This window comes from Fictibacillus aquaticus (assembly GCF_002245695.1).
Taxonomy (GTDB): Bacteria; Bacillota; Bacilli; order Bacillales; family Fictibacillaceae; genus Fictibacillus; species Fictibacillus aquaticus.
Genome location: NZ_NOII01000025.1, coordinates 1 through 16,168, shown reverse-complemented (window position 1 = coordinate 16,168; position 16,168 = coordinate 1). Strand labels below are relative to the sequence as shown.

The 16,168-nt window shown below is 45.6% G+C and carries 16 protein-coding genes, 1 tRNA gene, 1 rRNA gene, 1 other RNA gene and 1 other annotated feature; of the genes, 15 read left to right on the top strand and 4 right to left on the bottom strand.

Features of this window, described 5'->3' with window-relative positions; all coding sequences use genetic code 11:
* Positions 1-109 precede the first annotated feature (109 nt).
* Positions 110-225 (top strand): 5S ribosomal RNA (gene rrf / locus CGZ90_RS18640).
* A 702-nt stretch (positions 226-927) separates the two neighbouring features.
* Here the strand turns inward: rrf and CGZ90_RS18635 are convergent.
* Positions 928-1,881, bottom strand: coding sequence for a YaaC family protein (locus CGZ90_RS18635; RefSeq protein ID WP_094254022.1), 954 nt, complete (start codon positions 1,879-1,881; stop codon positions 928-930).
* A gap of 126 nt (positions 1,882-2,007) precedes the next feature.
* On the opposite strand from CGZ90_RS18635, the gene guaB reads away from it, so the two are divergent.
* The 7 genes from guaB to CGZ90_RS18600 all read left to right on the top strand — a co-directional run bounded on the left by guaB (position 2,008) and on the right by CGZ90_RS18600 (position 8,901).
* Complete coding sequence (guaB, locus tag CGZ90_RS18630) at positions 2,008-3,465, top strand: IMP dehydrogenase (protein WP_094254021.1); 1,458 nt, start codon at positions 2,008-2,010, stop codon at positions 3,463-3,465.
* 161 nt (positions 3,466-3,626) lie between these two features.
* Positions 3,627-4,904, top strand: coding sequence for a serine hydrolase (locus tag CGZ90_RS18625; RefSeq protein ID WP_094254025.1), 1,278 nt, complete (start codon positions 3,627-3,629; stop codon positions 4,902-4,904).
* 150 nt (positions 4,905-5,054) lie between these two features.
* Positions 5,055-5,939, top strand: coding sequence for a pyridoxal 5'-phosphate synthase lyase subunit PdxS (gene pdxS / locus CGZ90_RS18620; RefSeq protein ID WP_094254020.1), 885 nt, complete (start codon positions 5,055-5,057; stop codon positions 5,937-5,939).
* Positions 5,940-5,954: 15 nt separating this feature from the next.
* The gene (pdxT, locus tag CGZ90_RS18615; RefSeq protein ID WP_094254019.1) at positions 5,955-6,542 is read left to right on the top strand and encodes a pyridoxal 5'-phosphate synthase glutaminase subunit PdxT; all 588 of its coding nucleotides are present in this window, start codon (positions 5,955-5,957) and stop codon (positions 6,540-6,542) included.
* A gap of 37 nt (positions 6,543-6,579) precedes the next feature.
* Positions 6,580-6,798: a binding site (T-box leader), on the top strand.
* A gap of 72 nt (positions 6,799-6,870) precedes the next feature.
* Positions 6,871-8,145: a serine--tRNA ligase gene (gene serS, locus CGZ90_RS18610; RefSeq protein ID WP_094254018.1), complete on the top strand. Its 1,275-nt coding sequence runs from the start codon at positions 6,871-6,873 to the stop codon at positions 8,143-8,145.
* 121 nt (positions 8,146-8,266) lie between these two features.
* Positions 8,267-8,359: transfer RNA gene (locus CGZ90_RS18605), tRNA-Ser, on the top strand.
* Positions 8,360-8,514: 155 nt separating this feature from the next.
* Complete coding sequence (locus tag CGZ90_RS18600) at positions 8,515-8,901, top strand: hypothetical protein (RefSeq protein WP_094254017.1); 387 nt, start codon at positions 8,515-8,517, stop codon at positions 8,899-8,901.
* 396 nt (positions 8,902-9,297) lie between these two features.
* On the opposite strand, the gene CGZ90_RS18595 is transcribed toward CGZ90_RS18600, so the two are convergent.
* The 3 genes from CGZ90_RS18595 to CGZ90_RS18585 all read right to left on the bottom strand — a co-directional run bounded on the left by CGZ90_RS18595 (position 9,298) and on the right by CGZ90_RS18585 (position 11,332).
* Positions 9,298-9,966 carry a deoxynucleoside kinase gene (locus tag CGZ90_RS18595; RefSeq protein ID WP_379675206.1) on the bottom strand — a complete coding sequence of 223 codons (669 nt, stop codon included), beginning with the start codon at positions 9,964-9,966 and terminating at the stop codon, positions 9,298-9,300.
* On the bottom strand, positions 9,963-10,604 hold the full coding sequence (locus tag CGZ90_RS18590; RefSeq protein ID WP_094254023.1) for a deoxynucleoside kinase: 642 nt from the start codon (positions 10,602-10,604) through the stop codon (positions 9,963-9,965). Before CGZ90_RS18590 ends, CGZ90_RS18595 begins: the two co-directional genes overlap by 4 nt.
* Before the next feature lie 122 nt (positions 10,605-10,726).
* Positions 10,727-11,332: a cysteine hydrolase family protein gene (locus tag CGZ90_RS18585; protein ID WP_094254016.1), complete on the bottom strand. Its 606-nt coding sequence runs from the start codon at positions 11,330-11,332 to the stop codon at positions 10,727-10,729.
* A gap of 107 nt (positions 11,333-11,439) precedes the next feature.
* Here CGZ90_RS18585 and tadA point away from each other — a divergent pair, with 107 nt between their 5' ends.
* The 7 genes from tadA (at position 11,440) to CGZ90_RS18550 (ending at position 15,768) form a co-directional block, all read left to right on the top strand.
* On the top strand, positions 11,440-11,934 hold the full coding sequence (gene tadA, locus CGZ90_RS18580; RefSeq protein ID WP_094254015.1) for a tRNA adenosine(34) deaminase TadA: 495 nt from the start codon (positions 11,440-11,442) through the stop codon (positions 11,932-11,934).
* 95 nt (positions 11,935-12,029) lie between these two features.
* Positions 12,030-12,294: signal recognition particle sRNA large type (gene ffs, locus CGZ90_RS18575), an RNA gene on the top strand.
* 240 nt (positions 12,295-12,534) lie between these two features.
* A complete protein-coding gene (dnaX, locus tag CGZ90_RS18570) occupies positions 12,535-14,241 on the top strand; it encodes a DNA polymerase III subunit gamma/tau (RefSeq protein ID WP_094254014.1) in 1,707 nt (568 codons plus the stop codon).
* A 14-nt stretch (positions 14,242-14,255) separates the two neighbouring features.
* Positions 14,256-14,579, top strand: coding sequence for a YbaB/EbfC family nucleoid-associated protein (locus CGZ90_RS18565; protein ID WP_094254013.1), 324 nt, complete (start codon positions 14,256-14,258; stop codon positions 14,577-14,579).
* A 13-nt stretch (positions 14,580-14,592) separates the two neighbouring features.
* Positions 14,593-15,189, top strand: a complete 597-nt coding sequence (recR, locus tag CGZ90_RS18560) for a recombination mediator RecR (RefSeq protein WP_094254012.1) — start codon at positions 14,593-14,595, stop codon at positions 15,187-15,189.
* Positions 15,190-15,207: 18 nt separating this feature from the next.
* Positions 15,208-15,432 carry a YaaL family protein gene (locus CGZ90_RS18555; RefSeq protein WP_094254011.1) on the top strand — a complete coding sequence of 75 codons (225 nt, stop codon included), beginning with the start codon at positions 15,208-15,210 and terminating at the stop codon, positions 15,430-15,432.
* 72 nt (positions 15,433-15,504) lie between these two features.
* Positions 15,505-15,768: a pro-sigmaK processing inhibitor BofA family protein gene (locus tag CGZ90_RS18550; RefSeq protein ID WP_094254010.1), complete on the top strand. Its 264-nt coding sequence runs from the start codon at positions 15,505-15,507 to the stop codon at positions 15,766-15,768.
* The last annotated feature ends 400 nt before the right edge of the window (positions 15,769-16,168 follow it).

The following is a 16,168-nucleotide window of genomic DNA, read 5'->3' as shown; positions in this document are numbered from 1 at the left end:
TGGCGACACGTGGAGCTGACAGATACTAATCGGTCGATGGCTTATCCTTATAACGTTTTGAAACGTCGATATCTAGTTTTGAAAGAGCAATCTTTCTAAAAGAATACAGTCTGGTCATGATGGCGAAGAGGCCACACCCGTTCCCATACCGAACACGGAAGTTAAGCTCTTCAGCGCCGATGGTAGTTGGGGGTTTCCCCCTGTAAGAGTAGGACGTGGACGGGCAAGGATAGAAGATAACCCATTGCGGTTATCTTCTTTTTTTGTGTTTTATAACAATGATCTGGGAGTTAAAGAGCAGAAATATGGAGGAAGATAACCAAAACCCGGTTATCTTCTTTTATGTATGTAACAATGCAGCGATTTAAGGGGGAGCACGCTGCCGCGGAAACTCCCTCACAGCCATTTGCGGGCAAAAAATTAAAATTACGGGCAAAACTCCCAAAAACACGGGCGAAATTCCGAATTTACGGGTAAAAAACAAATTCTGCGGGCAAAAATTAAAATTTACGGGTTACATCCCAAACCAGACTAATTGAAAGGATCTCCCGCACCTCGCCACACCATCATCAACCAAAAGAAAAGGCTAACTTGTCCTTTCATTTTCATATAAGAAGAGCAAAAACAAGGAGGAAGATAACTAAAAACCAATTATCTTTTATTCGTATTAGGCGAAGTAGGCATTTACCCGGAGTGAAACTGCCGCAAAAGCCCCTCAGAAAGATTTACGGGTCTAAATTCAAAATTGCGGGTCTAAGTGAAGAAATTACAGGTCGAAATCCTGATTTGCGAGTCTAAATTAAAATTTACGGGTCTGCCCCCATCCCAGCAGCACACAGAGTCCAGCCCCGATCCCGCCGCCGCAACCTCTAAAATCTAACTTCCAGCACCCTAATCCGCAGAAAAGACAACAAGTCCTATTCTTTTTTAAATTCCCTGCAAATAATCCCCCATCAGCTTAGGCACTTTTTTCGAGGTAACATTGAGAAACTGGCGAATAATCGGAAGTTCGCTCGATGAGTATGTATGAAAGAGATCGCTCCACCATTCTGTGTCGTATCGGCAGATCATGCTTAGGTTGTATAGGACAAGATAATGGATCATGATTTCGTTAAACTTTGGCAGACTGTACAAGTCTCGTTCGACGGGCAGATACACATCTCCCTCTAGTGAGCTGCAGAATGGATACGAATGCAGAGGGTTGAAGTGCTGCGGCAGAGTGATGATGATGTGATGTTTTGTTTTTTCCTGAAGGGAGAGCTGCCAGCCTGAAGCGTTAGTCAGGAACTCTAGCAGACGGCTGTCTGTCAGGTGAAGAAGATCAGTGACAACATACGGAACAGCAAGCTTGCCGCCGTTTACAGGAATCTGCAGCAGCGTCTCGCATATCCCCATCTTTTTGAAAAAAAGCGATATCTCAGGGATGAAGCTGAGCAGGTTTTTCATAGTGATCTTTTCACCTTCTATGTGTTTCACATGGAACATTTTTTCGCAAAAGTGATTAAAGAGACCGGATTTCTGGATTCGGACTTCATCATGCAAAAACTCGTAGTTCCTTTTCTTCCGTTTGCGTGTGGTCACGCCGTGTGCGAGCACAGAGCTGCTGTCAGGATAGTCGGGATCTACAGTAAGCAGACAGGCTTTGAGCAGCTGAGTCATTCCATAAAACAAAAGCACAGGACGAAGCTCGTCAGGGGCCTTGGCAGCGAGAGCATAATATTTTTTGGCGTGCTCAATATAGTAAATGAATGCATAACAGTTATCGAAACTGCGCGATTCTGCATTTTCCATGTTTAACTTTTTATAACAGGCGGAAAGATACCTTTGAGTGTTCGATGAGGATAAATAAGGAAGATAAGGTTCCCAGATAGAGTCGTTCATTGATATACCTGCTCTCAGTAGCTGATTTCTAAATATTTTGACATCATTTACACTCCTTGACAGTAGTGTAACCAGTTGTTAATCTACAAATAATATTTTTTAGGAAAAAAGGGGTGGATGTCTGCAATGTGGGAGAATAAGTTTGCAAAAGAAGGATTAACGTTTGATGATGTATTGCTCATTCCGGCAAAATCTTCGGTGCTTCCGAAAGATGTTTCGCTGAAAACTAAACTGTCTGAAACGGTACAATTAAACATTCCGGTGATGAGTGCTGGTATGGATACGGTGACTGAAGCGAACATGGCGATCGCGATAGCGCGCCAGGGCGGTCTTGGAATCATTCATAAGAACATGTCGATTGAAGAACAGGCTGAACAGGTTGACCGCGTTAAACGTTCTGAGAGTGGAGTTATCACAGATCCGTTTTATTTAATGCCAGATCATCAAGTATTTGATGCTGAGCACTTAATGGGCAAATACCGGATCAGCGGTGTTCCAATCGTCGATGCAGACAAGAAGCTCGTCGGCATCATCACAAACCGTGACATGCGCTTTATCCAAGATTACTCGATCAAGATTTCCGATGTGATGACGAAAGAAAACCTGATCACGGCTTCAGTAGGAACGACGCTTAAAGAAGCTGAACAGATCTTGCAAAAGCATAAGATTGAGAAACTCCCGCTTGTAGACGAAGAAGGTACGCTTCAAGGCCTGATTACCATTAAGGATATTGAAAAAGTGATCGAATTCCCGAACTCAGCAAAAGACAAAAAAGGACGCCTGCTAGTCGGGGCAGCTGTCGGCGTAACGAAGGATGCGGCGCTGCGTGTAGAAAAGCTTGTTGAGTCCGGAGTAGATGCGATCGTGATCGATACGGCACACGGCCATTCAGAAGGTGTACTGCAAAAGGTAAGAGAGATTCGTGATCTTTATCCAGAGCTTACGATCATTGCAGGAAACGTTGCGACACCAGAAGCGACACGCGACTTGATCGAGGCTGGCGCAAGTGTTGTAAAGGTCGGTATCGGACCTGGATCGATCTGTACGACTCGTGTTATTGCCGGTGTCGGAGTGCCGCAGGTTACAGCGGTGTATGACTGTGCGACTGAGGCGCGCAAGCATGGAGTGCCGGTTATAGCAGATGGCGGCATCAAGTATTCCGGAGATATCGTTAAGGCGCTTGCGAGCGGCGGACATGCTGTCATGCTTGGAAGCTTGCTTGCAGGGGTATCAGAGAGCCCTGGTGAACGTGAGATCTACCAAGGACGCCAGTTCAAAGTGTACAGAGGAATGGGTTCGGTTGGCGCGATGGAACGCGGATCAAGCGACCGATATTTCCAGGAAAATAATAAGAAGCTTGTACCGGAAGGCATCGAAGGCCGTGTTCCTTACAAAGGACCACTGTCAGACACGCTGTATCAGCTTGTCGGCGGAATCCGTTCGGGAATGGGATATTGCGGAACTTCAACGATTGAAGAACTGCAGAACAATGCACAGTTTGTCCGCATTACAGGAGCTGGACTTCGCGAGAGTCACCCGCACCAAGTTCAAATTACCAAAGAAGCACCAAACTATTCGGTCTAAAGGCACATTTTTGAGACAGAGGATCATCCTCTGTCTATTTTTTTGCACTTTACTATGTTACAATAACCGAGTGTAAAATGGCCTTGGAGGTGCAGAAGTTGAACAGCAAGTTAAGACAGCTATTAGTGCTGACACTAATTTTTTCATTTTTTACAGGCAGTATGTTTGGTTTTCAATCAAAAGCAAGCGCCGCACCGGCGTTAGATATTAAAGGGGAAGCCGCGATTTTAATAGACGGCGAAACCGGCAAGATTCTTTTCGAAAAAGCAGCGGATAAAATGCTTCCGCCAGCAAGTATGACTAAAATGATGACAGAGTATCTTGTACTTGAAGCGATTAAGAAAAACAAGATTTCTTGGGATCAGAAAACAGGAATTTCTGAGCATGCCCATAAAATCTCACAGAACAGAGATCTTTCTAACGTTCCTCTGCGTGTAGATGATAAATACTCCGTTAAAGAGCTATACCAGGCGATGGCGATCTATTCTGCGAACGGTGCTACAATCGCACTTGCTGAGCTTATCGGCGGCTCAGAGTCTGAGTTTGTATCGATGATGAACAAAAAAGCGAAGCAGCTTGGCATGAAGGATTTCCATTTTGTGAATAGCTCTGGTTTGAACAATCGAGATCTTCGAGGCGAACACCCTGCGGGCGGTGAAAATGAGGAGAATATGATGAGTGCTCGTTCAACGGCCATTCTAGCATTCCACCTTATTAACGATTTCCCAGAAGTTCTGGAAACAGCGAAGATTCCAAAGCTTGTTTTCCGTGAAGGTACGGATGATAAAATCAACATGGAGAACTGGAACTGGATGCTTCCTTCACTCGTTTACGGGTATGAAGGTGTAGACGGGCTGAAAACAGGTTCTACCGATATGGCTGGCTTTGCTTTTACTGGTACAGTCAAAAAAGGTGACACTCGCCTTCTTTCAGTTGTGATGAAAACTAACAGCTATAAAGCACGTTTTGATGAAACGGCTAAGCTGTTCAACTATGGATTTGCAAACTTCACGAAGGAAAAAGTACTTTCCAAAGGCTATAAAATCAAAGGAAGCAAAACTCTTCCTGTTGTAAAAGGTAAAGAAAGCGAAGTTGCGGTTGCGGCTAAAGAAGATGTTTCACTCGTGATCAAGCGCGGCGAGAAAAAGAACTACAAGCCGAAGTTTGTGATCGATAAGAAGAAGCTGAACGAAGACGGCAAGCTGACAGCACCGATTAAAAAGGGAGACGTGGTCGGCCACATCCAGATGGAATATAAGGGTGAAGGCGAAGATTACGGCTACTTGATCAATGATGGTTCTGGCAAAGGACAAGTTGATGTTGTAACGACAAAAAGTGTCGAGAAAGCCAACTGGTTCGTCCTTGCTATGAGAGGCATTGGAAGCTTCTTTGCAGACATTTGGTCCGGCACTGTTGATATGATAAAAGGATTATTTTAAACAAGACTCTTTGGCGTTGTTAGGATGCCAAAGAGTTTTTATTTATTTCAGTCTTTTTTTACGATAAAATAGATAGGACTAGTGGTTTTAATATAAAAATGCCACAATAATGACTCACATTTAGACGAATTTAAATAGGGGGTATTTATGATGTTGAAGACAGGTACTGAACGTGTTAAGCGCGGTATGGCCGAAATGCAAAAAGGCGGCGTCATCATGGATGTTATTAACGCGGAGCAAGCTAAAGTTGCAGAAGCTGCTGGTGCAGTAGCCGTAATGGCACTTGAGCGCGTCCCGGCAGATATCCGTGCAGCTGGCGGCGTTTCCCGCATGGCTGATCCGTCAATCGTTGAAGAAGTAATGAACGCTGTATCTATTCCGGTCATGGCAAAAGCCCGCATCGGACACATCGTGGAGGCCCGCATTTTAGAAGCAATGGGTGTCGATTACATCGATGAGAGTGAAGTATTGACTCCTGCTGACGAAGTATTCCATTTAAATAAACGTGATTATACAGTGCCGTTCGTATGCGGCGCACGTGATCTTGGCGAAGCAGCACGCCGCATCGGCGAAGGCGCGTCCATGATCCGTACGAAAGGTGAGCCAGGAACAGGAAACATTGTTGAGGCTGTCCGCCACATGCGTATGATTCAGGCACAGATCCGCCAGGTGATCGCGATGAGCGAAGACGAGCTCATGACTGAAGCGAAGAACCTTGGCGCACCTTATGAAATCCTTCTTCAAATCAAAAAAGACGGAAAGTTCCCGGTCGTTAACTTTGCGGCGGGCGGAGTAGCATCACCGGCTGATGCAGCACTTATGATGCAGCTTGGTGCAGACGGCGTGTTCGTCGGCTCTGGTATCTTTAAGTCAGAAAATCCAGAGAAGTTTGCACGTGCGATTGTTGAAGCAACTACACACTACCAGGATTACAAGCTGATTGCAGAGCTTTCTAAAGGACTTGGAACGCCGATGAAAGGAATTGAGATTTCTTCTATCCTTCCAAATGAGCGCATGCAGGAACGCGGCTGGTAAGAAAGAAGGGTTATAATGGTGAAAATCGGAGTATTAGGCCTGCAGGGCGCTGTTCGCGAGCATATACTGGCCCTTGAAGCGTCTGGTGCAGAAGCGGTCATCGTCAAGAAAGCAGAGCAGCTGGATGACCTTGACGGACTTGTGATGCCGGGCGGAGAAAGCACGGCTATGAGACGCCTGATCGATAAATACGACTTTCTTCAGCCGTTAAAGGATTTTGCAGCGCATAAGCCGGTTTTCGGTACATGTGCTGGCCTTATTTTAATGGCGAAAAAAATCCATGGCCAGGATTCCGCGCACCTTGAACTGATCGACATGACGGTAGAGCGCAACGCTTTCGGCCGTCAGGTGGACAGCTTTGAAGCCGATCTGATGATCACTCATGTCGGAGAGGACTTTGCCGGTGTCTTTATCCGTGCTCCATACATCATGGAAGTCGGACAGGATGTTGAGATTCTCTCTAAGCACAACGACCGCATCGTCGCAGCACAGCAGGGACACTTCCTCTGTGCGGCTTTCCATCCGGAACTGACGGATGATTACCGCATGCACGCGTATTTTGTGGAGATGGCGAAAGAGAAAAAGAAAGAAACAGTTGCATAATCGTCACATATATTGTAAATTACTATACAAACTTATATTTAAATCAGTGACAGGAACCAGTAGCAAACCCCCTTTGTTTTAGAGAGTCGGTGGAAGGTGCGAACCGATCAAAGGATTTGTGAATCCATCCTTGAGTGAAAAGCTGAACAGAAGTAAGCTTTTCCGGCCGGAGTCCGTTATCTCATGAACAAAGCGGCAGTATGCTTTATGCATACTGCAATCAGGGTGGCAACGCGGGTTAACTCTCGTCCCTTATTCAAAGGTTTTCTTTGAGTAAGAGGCGGGAGTTTTTTAATTGTCATTGATGAAAATCAGGAGGAGAATGAGTATGCTGGATTTGAAATTTGTACGTGCGAATTTTGCCGAAGTAAAAGAAAAGCTGAGCAAGCGCGGAGAGGACCTGACAGGACTTGATCGTTTTGAAGCACTCGATCAGCGCCGCCGTGAACTGATCGGTGAAACAGAAACTCTGAAGTCTAAGCGCAACGAGGTATCTAAGCAGGTTGCCGAGTACAAACGCGATAAAAAGGATGCTGACGCATTGATCACAGAGATGCGCGAAGTCGGCGACAAAATTAAGGTGATCGATGAGGAGCTTCGCCAAGTAGAGGAAGATCTTCACAGCATCATGCTGACGCTTCCGAACATCCCGCACGACAGCGTACCTGTCGGCGATACAGAAGATGACAACGTTCCGGTACGCCACTGGGGTGACGTGCCTGAATTCAGCTTCGAGCCGAAAGCACACTGGGATATTGCGACTGAACTTGATATCGTTGACTTTGAACGCGGAGCAAAAGTAACAGGAAGCCGCTTTGCATTCTTGAAGGGAGCGGGAGCGCGTCTCGAGCGTGCGCTGATCAACTTTATGATGGATTATCATGAAGACGAGCACGGCTACACAGAAATCCTGCCGCCGTACTTAGTGAACCGCACAAGCATGACAGGTACAGGACAGCTTCCTAAGTTTGAGGAGGACGCGTTTAAAATCCGCGAAGAAGACTATTTCCTCGTGCCGACGTCTGAAGTTCCGGTCACGAACTATCACCGTGAAGAGATTCTTAACGCTGAGCAGCTGCCGATGGGCTACGTAGCTTACAGTGCGTGCTTCCGTTCTGAAGCAGGTTCTGCCGGCCGCGATACACGCGGACTCATCCGCCAGCATCAGTTCAACAAAGTAGAGCTTGTCCGCTTCGTTAAGCCTGAGGATTCTTATGAAGAGCTAGAGAAGCTGACTGGCCACGCGGAAAAGATCCTTCAGCTTCTAAAGCTTCCGTACCGAGTACTGAGCATGTGTACAGCTGACCTAGGATTCACAGCAGCGAAGAAATACGACATCGAAGTGTGGCTTCCAAGCTATAACACGTACCGTGAGATTTCTTCTTGCTCTAACTTCGAGGCGTTCCAGGCACGCCGTGCACAGATTCGTTTCCGTCCAGAGCCAAAAGCGAAGCCGGAGCTCGTGCACACATTGAACGGATCGGGCCTTGCCATCGGAAGAACTGTCGCAGCTATCCTTGAGAACTACCAGCAGGAAGATGGCTCTGTTATCATTCCTGAAGTATTGCGTCCGTATATGGGGAACAAAGAAAGACTTAAATAAATCCTATAAATGAGGAAAAGCGGAGTTCAAATGAATTCCGCTTTTTCTTTTAAAAAAGTTTGGTAAACCTGTTGACGACTCAGTAAATAACATGATATTATATTTCTTGTCAGTCACACACGGAGGTATACCCAAGTCCGGCTGAAGGGATCGGTCTTGAAAACCGACAGGGGCTTAACGGCTCGCGGGGGTTCGAATCCCTCTACCTCCTCCATTACATACACACAACCGCCTCTAACCGGGCGGTTTTTTGTTTGCCTAAAAAAGAGATCGGGGGTACGGTACTCAACACGCTCGAAGCTTTACATTACAGCATTGGCCGTGTTGAGTACCGTACCCCATAAAAACTGTTTTACTAAGGAGTACTTCATGGATATACTTTGGACACTTTATCTAGGGCTGCTCATGACATCAGTGATCGCATACCTTTTTCAAGGAAAGTACAACACGCTGAGAGCTAAGATTGATTTTGTTGTTTCCCTTATCACGTGGCTAGGATTGTTCGGCTACGTAACAGAGACAGAGATGCTCACACCGATTGTCTGGAAAACTGTGTTTATTATCGCGATTTTGTGGGACATCATATTTACCTTGTTCCTGAATGATTACGAATACGAATATATCCAAAAAGACAATGGCCAGACGATGAGGAAGCGCACATACGGCAAGAAAGAAACATTGCCGCTTTGGGCGAAGATTTTCGGCCTAGTAATGATCGCCCCTCTATACTACGGGCTATATCAATACGCGTTCTAATTAATACGAGAAGGCTCTTTATTAAAGACTTTTGAACGGTTTATTTGAAATTTCAGCGGAGTTGCAACTGAACCTTCAACGCGTGATTCAAGAGTTATGTAGTGAATTTAGGTTCAATTGCTTTGACTTGCACATCAATCACATTTACTGAACATCTTGAATTCATCATTGATAAAGTTGATCGGAGTGTAAGGCGCCGACTCCAGCGGGATGAGTGAGACAGGTGAGACCTTTTAAAGGCGCGTAGCGACAAAAGGGCTCACCGCTCACCCCGCGGAAAGCGTGCGCCTGTAACGGAGATCAACCGCTTCTCAGAGTTCTTAAATAACCACAAAGTTTGAGTAAACAAAAAAACGCCATCCTCATCTGCTGATGAAAGGATGGCGTTTTTCTTATTTATAAGCGAACTTCCCGCTTCAGCTGAATCTTCTGTCCGATCTTTTCAATGATTCGATCAACCGAACCAGGGTCGTTAATCAGATCATAGTCGTTAATGTTGATGCGAAGAACCGGGCACATCTGGAACTCAGAAATCCAGCGCTCATATCTGTCGTACATCTCTTCCCAGTACTCGCGCGGTGTTTCTTGCTCCATCTGGCGTCCGCGCTTTTGGATTCGTAAAAGAATATCATCTAAAGAACCTTCAAGGTGGATCAATACATCCGGGTGAGGGAAGTAAGGCGTCATGACCATCGCATCGAACAGACGCGTGTATGTATCATAATCCACTTCTGACATCGTCCCTTTATCGTAATGCATCCTAGCGAAGATGCCAGTGTCTTCATAAATCGAACGGTCCTGTACAAAGCCTCCGCCGTATTCGAACATTTTCTTCTGCTCTTTAAAACGTTCAGCTAAAAAGAAAATCTGAAGGTGAAAGCTCCAGCGTGAAAAGTCTTTATAAAACTTATCAAGATAAGGGTTGTTATCCACTTTTTCCATCGATGTACGAAAACGCAGGGCATTTGCCAAGGCGTTCGTTAACGTCGATTTTCCGGCACCGACCATACCGGCAATCGTGATGACGGAGTCGGCAGGAATGTTATACTTTTCAAAATTCATCATCTTGCCAGTTCTCCTTTTTTCATGACTGCTTCTATTTGAGCGAAAATCATTTCCTTATCAGATTCGTTTGCCACAAAATCGATTTCGTCCCCATTAAACGAAAGCACAGGGATTTCAGGATGCTGCTTCTGGAAAGCTTTCATAAACGTATCGTAATCGATAGAAAGCTGCTTTAAGTATGCTGGATCCATATTCTGCTCGACGAACCTGCCGCGCTGCTTCACTCGCTTTAAAAGCGTTTCAAGGCTTGCGTTCAAGTAGATGATCATGTTCGGTACAGGCATATCTTCAGTGAGGATATCAAAGATCTGCATGTATTTTCCGTAATGCTGACCTTTCAGCGTCCTGCTGGCAAAAATACGGTTTTTAAATATATGATAATCCGCAACTACGGGAATCTGCTTAGATAAGTATTCATTCTGGATGTCTTCAAGCTGCTTGTAGCGGTTGCAGAGGAAGAACATCTCTGTCTGGAAGCTCCATCCCTCGATATCGTCATAAAACTTTCCGAGAAACGGATTTTCTTCTACAATCTCTTTTAACAGCTCAAACTGGTAATGTTCAGAGATCGCTTTAGCCAATGAGGTCTTGCCAACCCCGATAGGACCTTCAACCGCAATAAAGGGGGTTGAGTTCATCATGCGTTTCCTCCCTTTCCTATTCCAAAAGAAAAATTACAGACAAAGAATATTGTAGCACATGAACAGGAAGGGTGGCATAAAAACGGAGAAAAATAAAAGGGCAGAAATGGAAAACTCAGTTAATAGACCGTGTTCATTTTTTTATTCTTTGCTTCTTCTATAATATGCTTTAAATCCAGTTCTGAGCTTTTTTGCGTACTTGCCTTCAATGTGCTCTTCATGAGCAGCAGCGCACGGTCATTGTCTTCTTTAATATTAGAAGCAATACAATCCGACGGCACATAAAGCTCATAATCGCGCATGTACGCATCATTTGCCGTGAATAAAACGCAAATATTTCCGGCAACCCCTGTCAGAATGAGTGTCTGTATGCCGAGATCGTTCAATAAAGAAGATAATGGTGTTGAGAAAAAACCGGAATGCTTCGGTTTGATAATAAAATAATCATCCTCATCCGGAACGAGCGGCTTAACGAATTCCTTTCCTTTTTCACCGCTGCAGTATTTCACGAGCCCTTTCATGTCTGACTGCCACCGGCCGAAGTTATCGTTTACATAAATCACAGGAATATCATTCTTTTTAGCCGCCACTTTTAAATTGGCTATGTTTTTTGCCACGGGATCCATATTTTCGAGCAGCAAATGGCTTTCCTCGAAATTATAGTCATTGATTATGTCAATAATAAGCAGAGCAGCATGAACCTTTTTCGTGTCCTGAGGTTTCATCGGCATATCCCCTTTATTCCGTCTTATCTTTTTATTACGTTTCCTCTCTTTATTATTAGCCAAACGTTTTGTATAATCACATCAATTACAAACTGAAGGAGTACAGAATGAGCCAGCATTTAGATGAAGATCTGTTTTTCATGCAAAAAGCGGTAGAGCAGGCGCTTTTGGCAAAGAAAATAGGAGAAGTCCCGATTGGCGCTGTTATTGTAAAGGATGGCGAAATCATCGCGGCTGCCCATAATTTAAGAGAGAGTGAAAAAAGAGCAGTAGCTCATGCGGAGCTGCTTGCCATCGATGAAGCATGCCGGAAACTCGGGGCTTGGAGGCTGGAAGGAGCTGTGCTGTACGTCACGCTTGAGCCGTGTGCGATGTGTGCTGGCGCCAGCGTTCTTTCACGCGTGGAGCGGGTCGTGTATGGTGCGCCTGATCCGAAGGGAGGCTGTGCCGGCACTTTGATGAACCTGCTTCAGGATGAACGATTCAACCATCAGTGCGAAGTGACAGATGGTGTCATGAAGGAAGAGTGCGGGATGCTGCTGACGGAATTTTTCAGAGAGCTGCGGCAGAAGAAAAAACAAAAAAAGGAAACATCCTCCTAGTAGGATGGTCACTCTTACGGTTGATTTTTTGAACATGCCATAGTATACTAAATCTTGCACATCACAGCATGTGCCTAACAATGTTATACACTTTGTCGTGCTAGGCGGGGAGGTAGCGGTGCCCTGAACTCGCAATCCGCTGTAGCGAGGCTGAATTCCTCTTTTCGGTTAGTCCAGCGTATAGTCTGGCGAAAGTAAGTGGTGTTGACGTCTGGGTCCTGCGCAACGGAGACCCATGAACCCTGTCAGGTCCGGAAGGAAGCAGCAGTAAGTGGCCATCTCTGTGTGCCGCGGGACAGCCTGGGCTGAGCTAACTGCTTTCGTACGTGTAGGTTGGCTATTCCAACGAGAGGTGCACGGCATTCTTATATATAAAATAAACAGCTCATCTCGTCCTCGGGATGAGTTTTTTGTTATACTTTAAATAGAAAAGTATAACTTTTTACCAAAGAAGTGATTCGACGTGTTTAAAAAGTTAACGTGTAAAGTATAAGTGCAACTAAGGCTGACTTAAAGGCATGGAATCAGCCAAGTTTTCTTTATACTTTAGAGGAATATAATCATTTGTCAGGCTTTGCAATAAACGTAAGGAGGAGCGCGATGAGTTACCAGGCGCTGTACCGTGTCTGGCGGCCTCAGTCTTTTGAAGACGTCGTCGGCCAGGAACATATAACAAAAACAATTCAAAATGCGCTGATGCAGGACAAGCTTTCTCATGCTTATCTTTTCTCCGGCCCCCGAGGGACTGGAAAGACGAGCGTGGCGAAAATCATCGCAAAAGCAGCCAACTGCGAAAAGGCTCCAGTAGCTGAACCGTGCAATGAATGCGATGCGTGCCGAGGCATTACAGACGGAAGCATCTCAGACGTTCTTGAGATCGATGCTGCGTCCAATACCGGCGTAGACGATATCCGTGACATCAGAGATAAAGTCAAGTTCGCCCCATCAGCTGTAAAATACAAAGTATACATTATTGATGAAGTGCATATGCTCTCAACCGGAGCCTTTAACGCTCTTTTAAAAACGCTGGAAGAGCCTCCGAGCCACGTCATTTTCATACTTGCAACAACAGAACCGCATAAGATACCAGCAACTATCGTTTCGCGATGTCAGCGTTTTGATCTTAAGCGGATATCATCCCGAACGATCATCAGCAGAATGAAAAGAATTTTGGAGAGTACTGATATTCCAGCTGAAGACGAAGCACTCATGCTGCTGGCGCGTGCGGCTGAAGGCGGGATGCGCGATGCGCTGAGCCTGCTTGATCAGGCCATTTCCTTCAGTGATGAAAAAGTAACGGTAAGTGACGTACTCGCAGTCACAGGTACGGCATCACAGCAGCACCTTACCCAGATCGCTCATTCTTTTTATGAAAAAGACGTGTCGACCGCGCTTCAAGTATCAGGTGAACTGATGCATGAAGGAAAAGACCCTGTCCGTTTGATCGGCGACCTGATCTATTACTTCCGTGATCTGCTGCTATACAAAACAGCTCCGAATCTTGAAGAGCTGCTTGAGCGGGTAAGGACAGATGAAAACTTTGCGGATTTCTCGGCAAAAGCAGACTCTGACTGGATCTACTCCTGCATCAGCGAGCTGAACCAGGCTCAGCAGGATATGAAGTGGACGAACCATCCGAAAATTTTCTTGGAAACCACGATGATCCGCATCTGCCACCAAGGAAAAGCAGTCTCTGCCGAAGGAGCGGCGGTTTCAGGCGATGTCGGCAAGCTCGTCCAGCGCATTGACCAGCTTGAAAATGAACTGCGCCAGCTGAAGCAGAACGGCATAGCGGCAGCACCTGAGCAGCCATCACAGCAGCAGCCGGCCGAACGCAGGTCATTTAAAGGAAAAGCATCAGGCATTTCAAGCGGTCAGATTAAAGAGATGCTAAAAAAAGCTTCTAAGCAGAATTTGATGCAGCTGAAGAGCGGCTGGGGAGAAATTCTCGAAAAAGTAAAAGTAGAAAAAGTGAGCGCTTTTGCCTTGCTGTCTGGCGCAGAGCCGGCAGCATGCTCTGATGATCATTTTTTATTAGCGTTTAAACACGAAATTCACAGCCAAATGGCATCAGCCGACAATATTCGAAGCTGTGTTGAAAGCGCTGTTTATAGTACAATAGGGAAGTCCCTGTCTATGATGACGATCTTGCAGCCAGACTGGGAAAAAGTAAAACAAGAATTTATTCAAGAACAGCAAGGACAGTCTCCAGAAGCAGAAAAGAAAAAGCAGGAAGAAAGCGACCCGCTTATTACAGAAGCACTGAAGCTTGTCGGAGACGATCTTATAGAATTTGAAGAAGAATAAGGAGGACGATACGTATGATGCGTGGCGGAGGAAACATGAATAACATGATGAAGCAAATGCAGAAGATGCAAAAGGATATGGCAAAGGCTCAGGAAGAGCTGAAAGAAAAGCGAGTTGAAGGTACAGCTGGCGGCGGGATGGTTACAGTCATCACGAACGGCCATAAAGAAATCCTTGAAGTGAACATTAAAGAAGAAGTCGTTGATCCAGAAGATGTTGAAATGCTTCAGGACTTAGTGCTTGCTGCAACAAATGACGCATTGAAGAAAGTTGATGAGCTCGTGAACCAGGATATGGGCAAATTCACAAAAGGATTGAACATCCCGGGCTTATTCTAGGAGGCAGCCTGTTATGCATTACCCTGAACCCATTACAAAGCTTATTGAAAGCTTTATGAAACTGCCGGGCATTGGACCGAAAACTGCGGTCCGTCTGGCATTTTTCGTATTAGAGATGAAAGAAGGCGACGTTCTCGATTTCGGACGCGCCCTCGTGAACGCCAAAAGGCAGCTGATCTACTGCTCTACCTGTTTTCATATTACAGACAAAGATCCGTGCATGATCTGTGATGATTCCAGCCGTGACCGCACGACTCTTTGTATCGTGCACGATTCAAAAGACGTGATCGCGATGGAAAAGATGAAAGACTACCGCGGACTGTATCATGTTCTTCACGGCGCGATCTCTCCAATGGAAGGAATCGGGCCTGAAGACATTAAGATCGCCGAGCTTCTGCAAAGGCTGCAGGATGATACGATACAGGAAATTATTCTCGCGACTGATCCGAACATTGAAGGCGAAGCGACTGCGATGTATATTGCCCGTCTGCTGAAACCGACCGGAATTAAGATCACCCGCATCGCACACGGCCTGCCTGTCGGCGGAGATCTCGAATACGCTGATGAAGTTACCCTTTCCAAGGCGATGGAAGGCAGAAGAGAAATTTAGCATAAAGGGGACACCGCCATGTTTTTTTCCCGCAAAGGGCGACTAAAGAAGTCTGGCGATGAAAGTCTTCTTCAGTCTTTGGAGCTTTTAAAAGCCGAATGGATGAAACAAAAAGAAATAGTAGAACGCAGTGTAGAGCCATCTGGCCAAGTGATGATGCACCTCTACCTGTCAGAAGCGAAGTATTTCTTCTTATTAAAAGAAGCAAAGAAACGCAAAGTATCGACCAGCCCAATGAAGTAAAGGGCTGGTCTTTTTTTGGGACAGCCTTCATACACTAATGTATAGAAGATAAATGGTGTTGGGAGGAATACGATGGAACCTCTTATTGTAATCGGAGTGTTAGGCGGGATGATCATGGTGCTCCTGCTTATTGGTGCGCCGGTAAGACCGCTTCGGTGGGCAGGCACCGCGTTGACAAGACTGTGCATGGGCGCGCTTTTTCTATTTTTTCTTAATGCGTTTGGAGCGTCATCAGATCTTCACATTCCGATCAACGGAACGACTGCCGCTGTGACAGCAGTCCTCGGATTGCCGGGGCTGGCATCTCTTGCGGCTATTCATTACTTTGTTCTATAAGTAGAAACCAGCGGGCGCCATTCGCCGGCTGGTTTTTTCATTTTGAGGATTACTGTTGGGGGTACGGTACCATTTGCAATAAACCGCTCTAATACGAGTAGAGATTGAAAGGGTACCGTACCCCATAATAAGATTCGGTGGTTTCTAGGCTACATATTGTTACTTTGAATGCATGCAGGATTTGTTATACAAGACAGAACGGATTGTCATATGGAGGTAATGTTACTGCGGATAGTAAAGCCATTGAAAAGAGAATTTCATTTTCTTTAAAAATATTTCAAAATAAGGTTTGACACTTGTCCGGATCCGTGATAATCTAATTAAGTCGCCAAAACAAAGCGGCAAGCAAGACAAACAAGTTCTTTGAAAACTGAACAAAAGCATAGGTAAGGAATTAAAT

Bases quoted from the DNA above. Each gene is read 5' to 3' on its own strand.
- recR (WP_094254012.1), top strand. From the start codon at position 14,593: ATGCATTACCCTGAACCCATTACAAAGCTTATTGAAAGCTTTATGAAA.
- pdxS (WP_094254020.1), top strand. From the start codon at position 5,055: ATGTTGAAGACAGGTACTGAACGTGTTAAGCGCGGTATGGCCGAAATG.
- serS (WP_094254018.1), top strand. From the start codon at position 6,871: ATGCTGGATTTGAAATTTGTACGTGCGAATTTTGCCGAAGTAAAAGAA.
- CGZ90_RS18600 (WP_094254017.1), top strand. From the start codon at position 8,515: ATGGATATACTTTGGACACTTTATCTAGGGCTGCTCATGACATCAGTG.
- pdxT (WP_094254019.1), top strand. From the start codon at position 5,955: ATGGTGAAAATCGGAGTATTAGGCCTGCAGGGCGCTGTTCGCGAGCAT.
- CGZ90_RS18585 (WP_094254016.1), bottom strand. From the start codon at position 11,332: ATGAAACCTCAGGACACGAAAAAGGTTCATGCTGCTCTGCTTATTATT.
- CGZ90_RS18590 (WP_094254023.1), bottom strand. From the start codon at position 10,604: ATGAACTCAACCCCCTTTATTGCGGTTGAAGGTCCTATCGGGGTTGGC.
- guaB (WP_094254021.1), top strand. From the start codon at position 2,008: ATGTGGGAGAATAAGTTTGCAAAAGAAGGATTAACGTTTGATGATGTA.
- tadA (WP_094254015.1), top strand. From the start codon at position 11,440: ATGAGCCAGCATTTAGATGAAGATCTGTTTTTCATGCAAAAAGCGGTA.
- CGZ90_RS18635 (WP_094254022.1), bottom strand. From the start codon at position 1,881: ATGAACGACTCTATCTGGGAACCTTATCTTCCTTATTTATCCTCATCG.
- CGZ90_RS18625 (WP_094254025.1), top strand. From the start codon at position 3,627: ATGTTTGGTTTTCAATCAAAAGCAAGCGCCGCACCGGCGTTAGATATT.
- CGZ90_RS18565 (WP_094254013.1), top strand. From the start codon at position 14,256: ATGATGCGTGGCGGAGGAAACATGAATAACATGATGAAGCAAATGCAG.
- dnaX (WP_094254014.1), top strand. From the start codon at position 12,535: ATGAGTTACCAGGCGCTGTACCGTGTCTGGCGGCCTCAGTCTTTTGAA.
- CGZ90_RS18555 (WP_094254011.1), top strand. From the start codon at position 15,208: ATGTTTTTTTCCCGCAAAGGGCGACTAAAGAAGTCTGGCGATGAAAGT.
- CGZ90_RS18595 (WP_379675206.1), bottom strand. From the start codon at position 9,966: ATGATGAATTTTGAAAAGTATAACATTCCTGCCGACTCCGTCATCACG.
- CGZ90_RS18550 (WP_094254010.1), top strand. From the start codon at position 15,505: ATGGAACCTCTTATTGTAATCGGAGTGTTAGGCGGGATGATCATGGTG.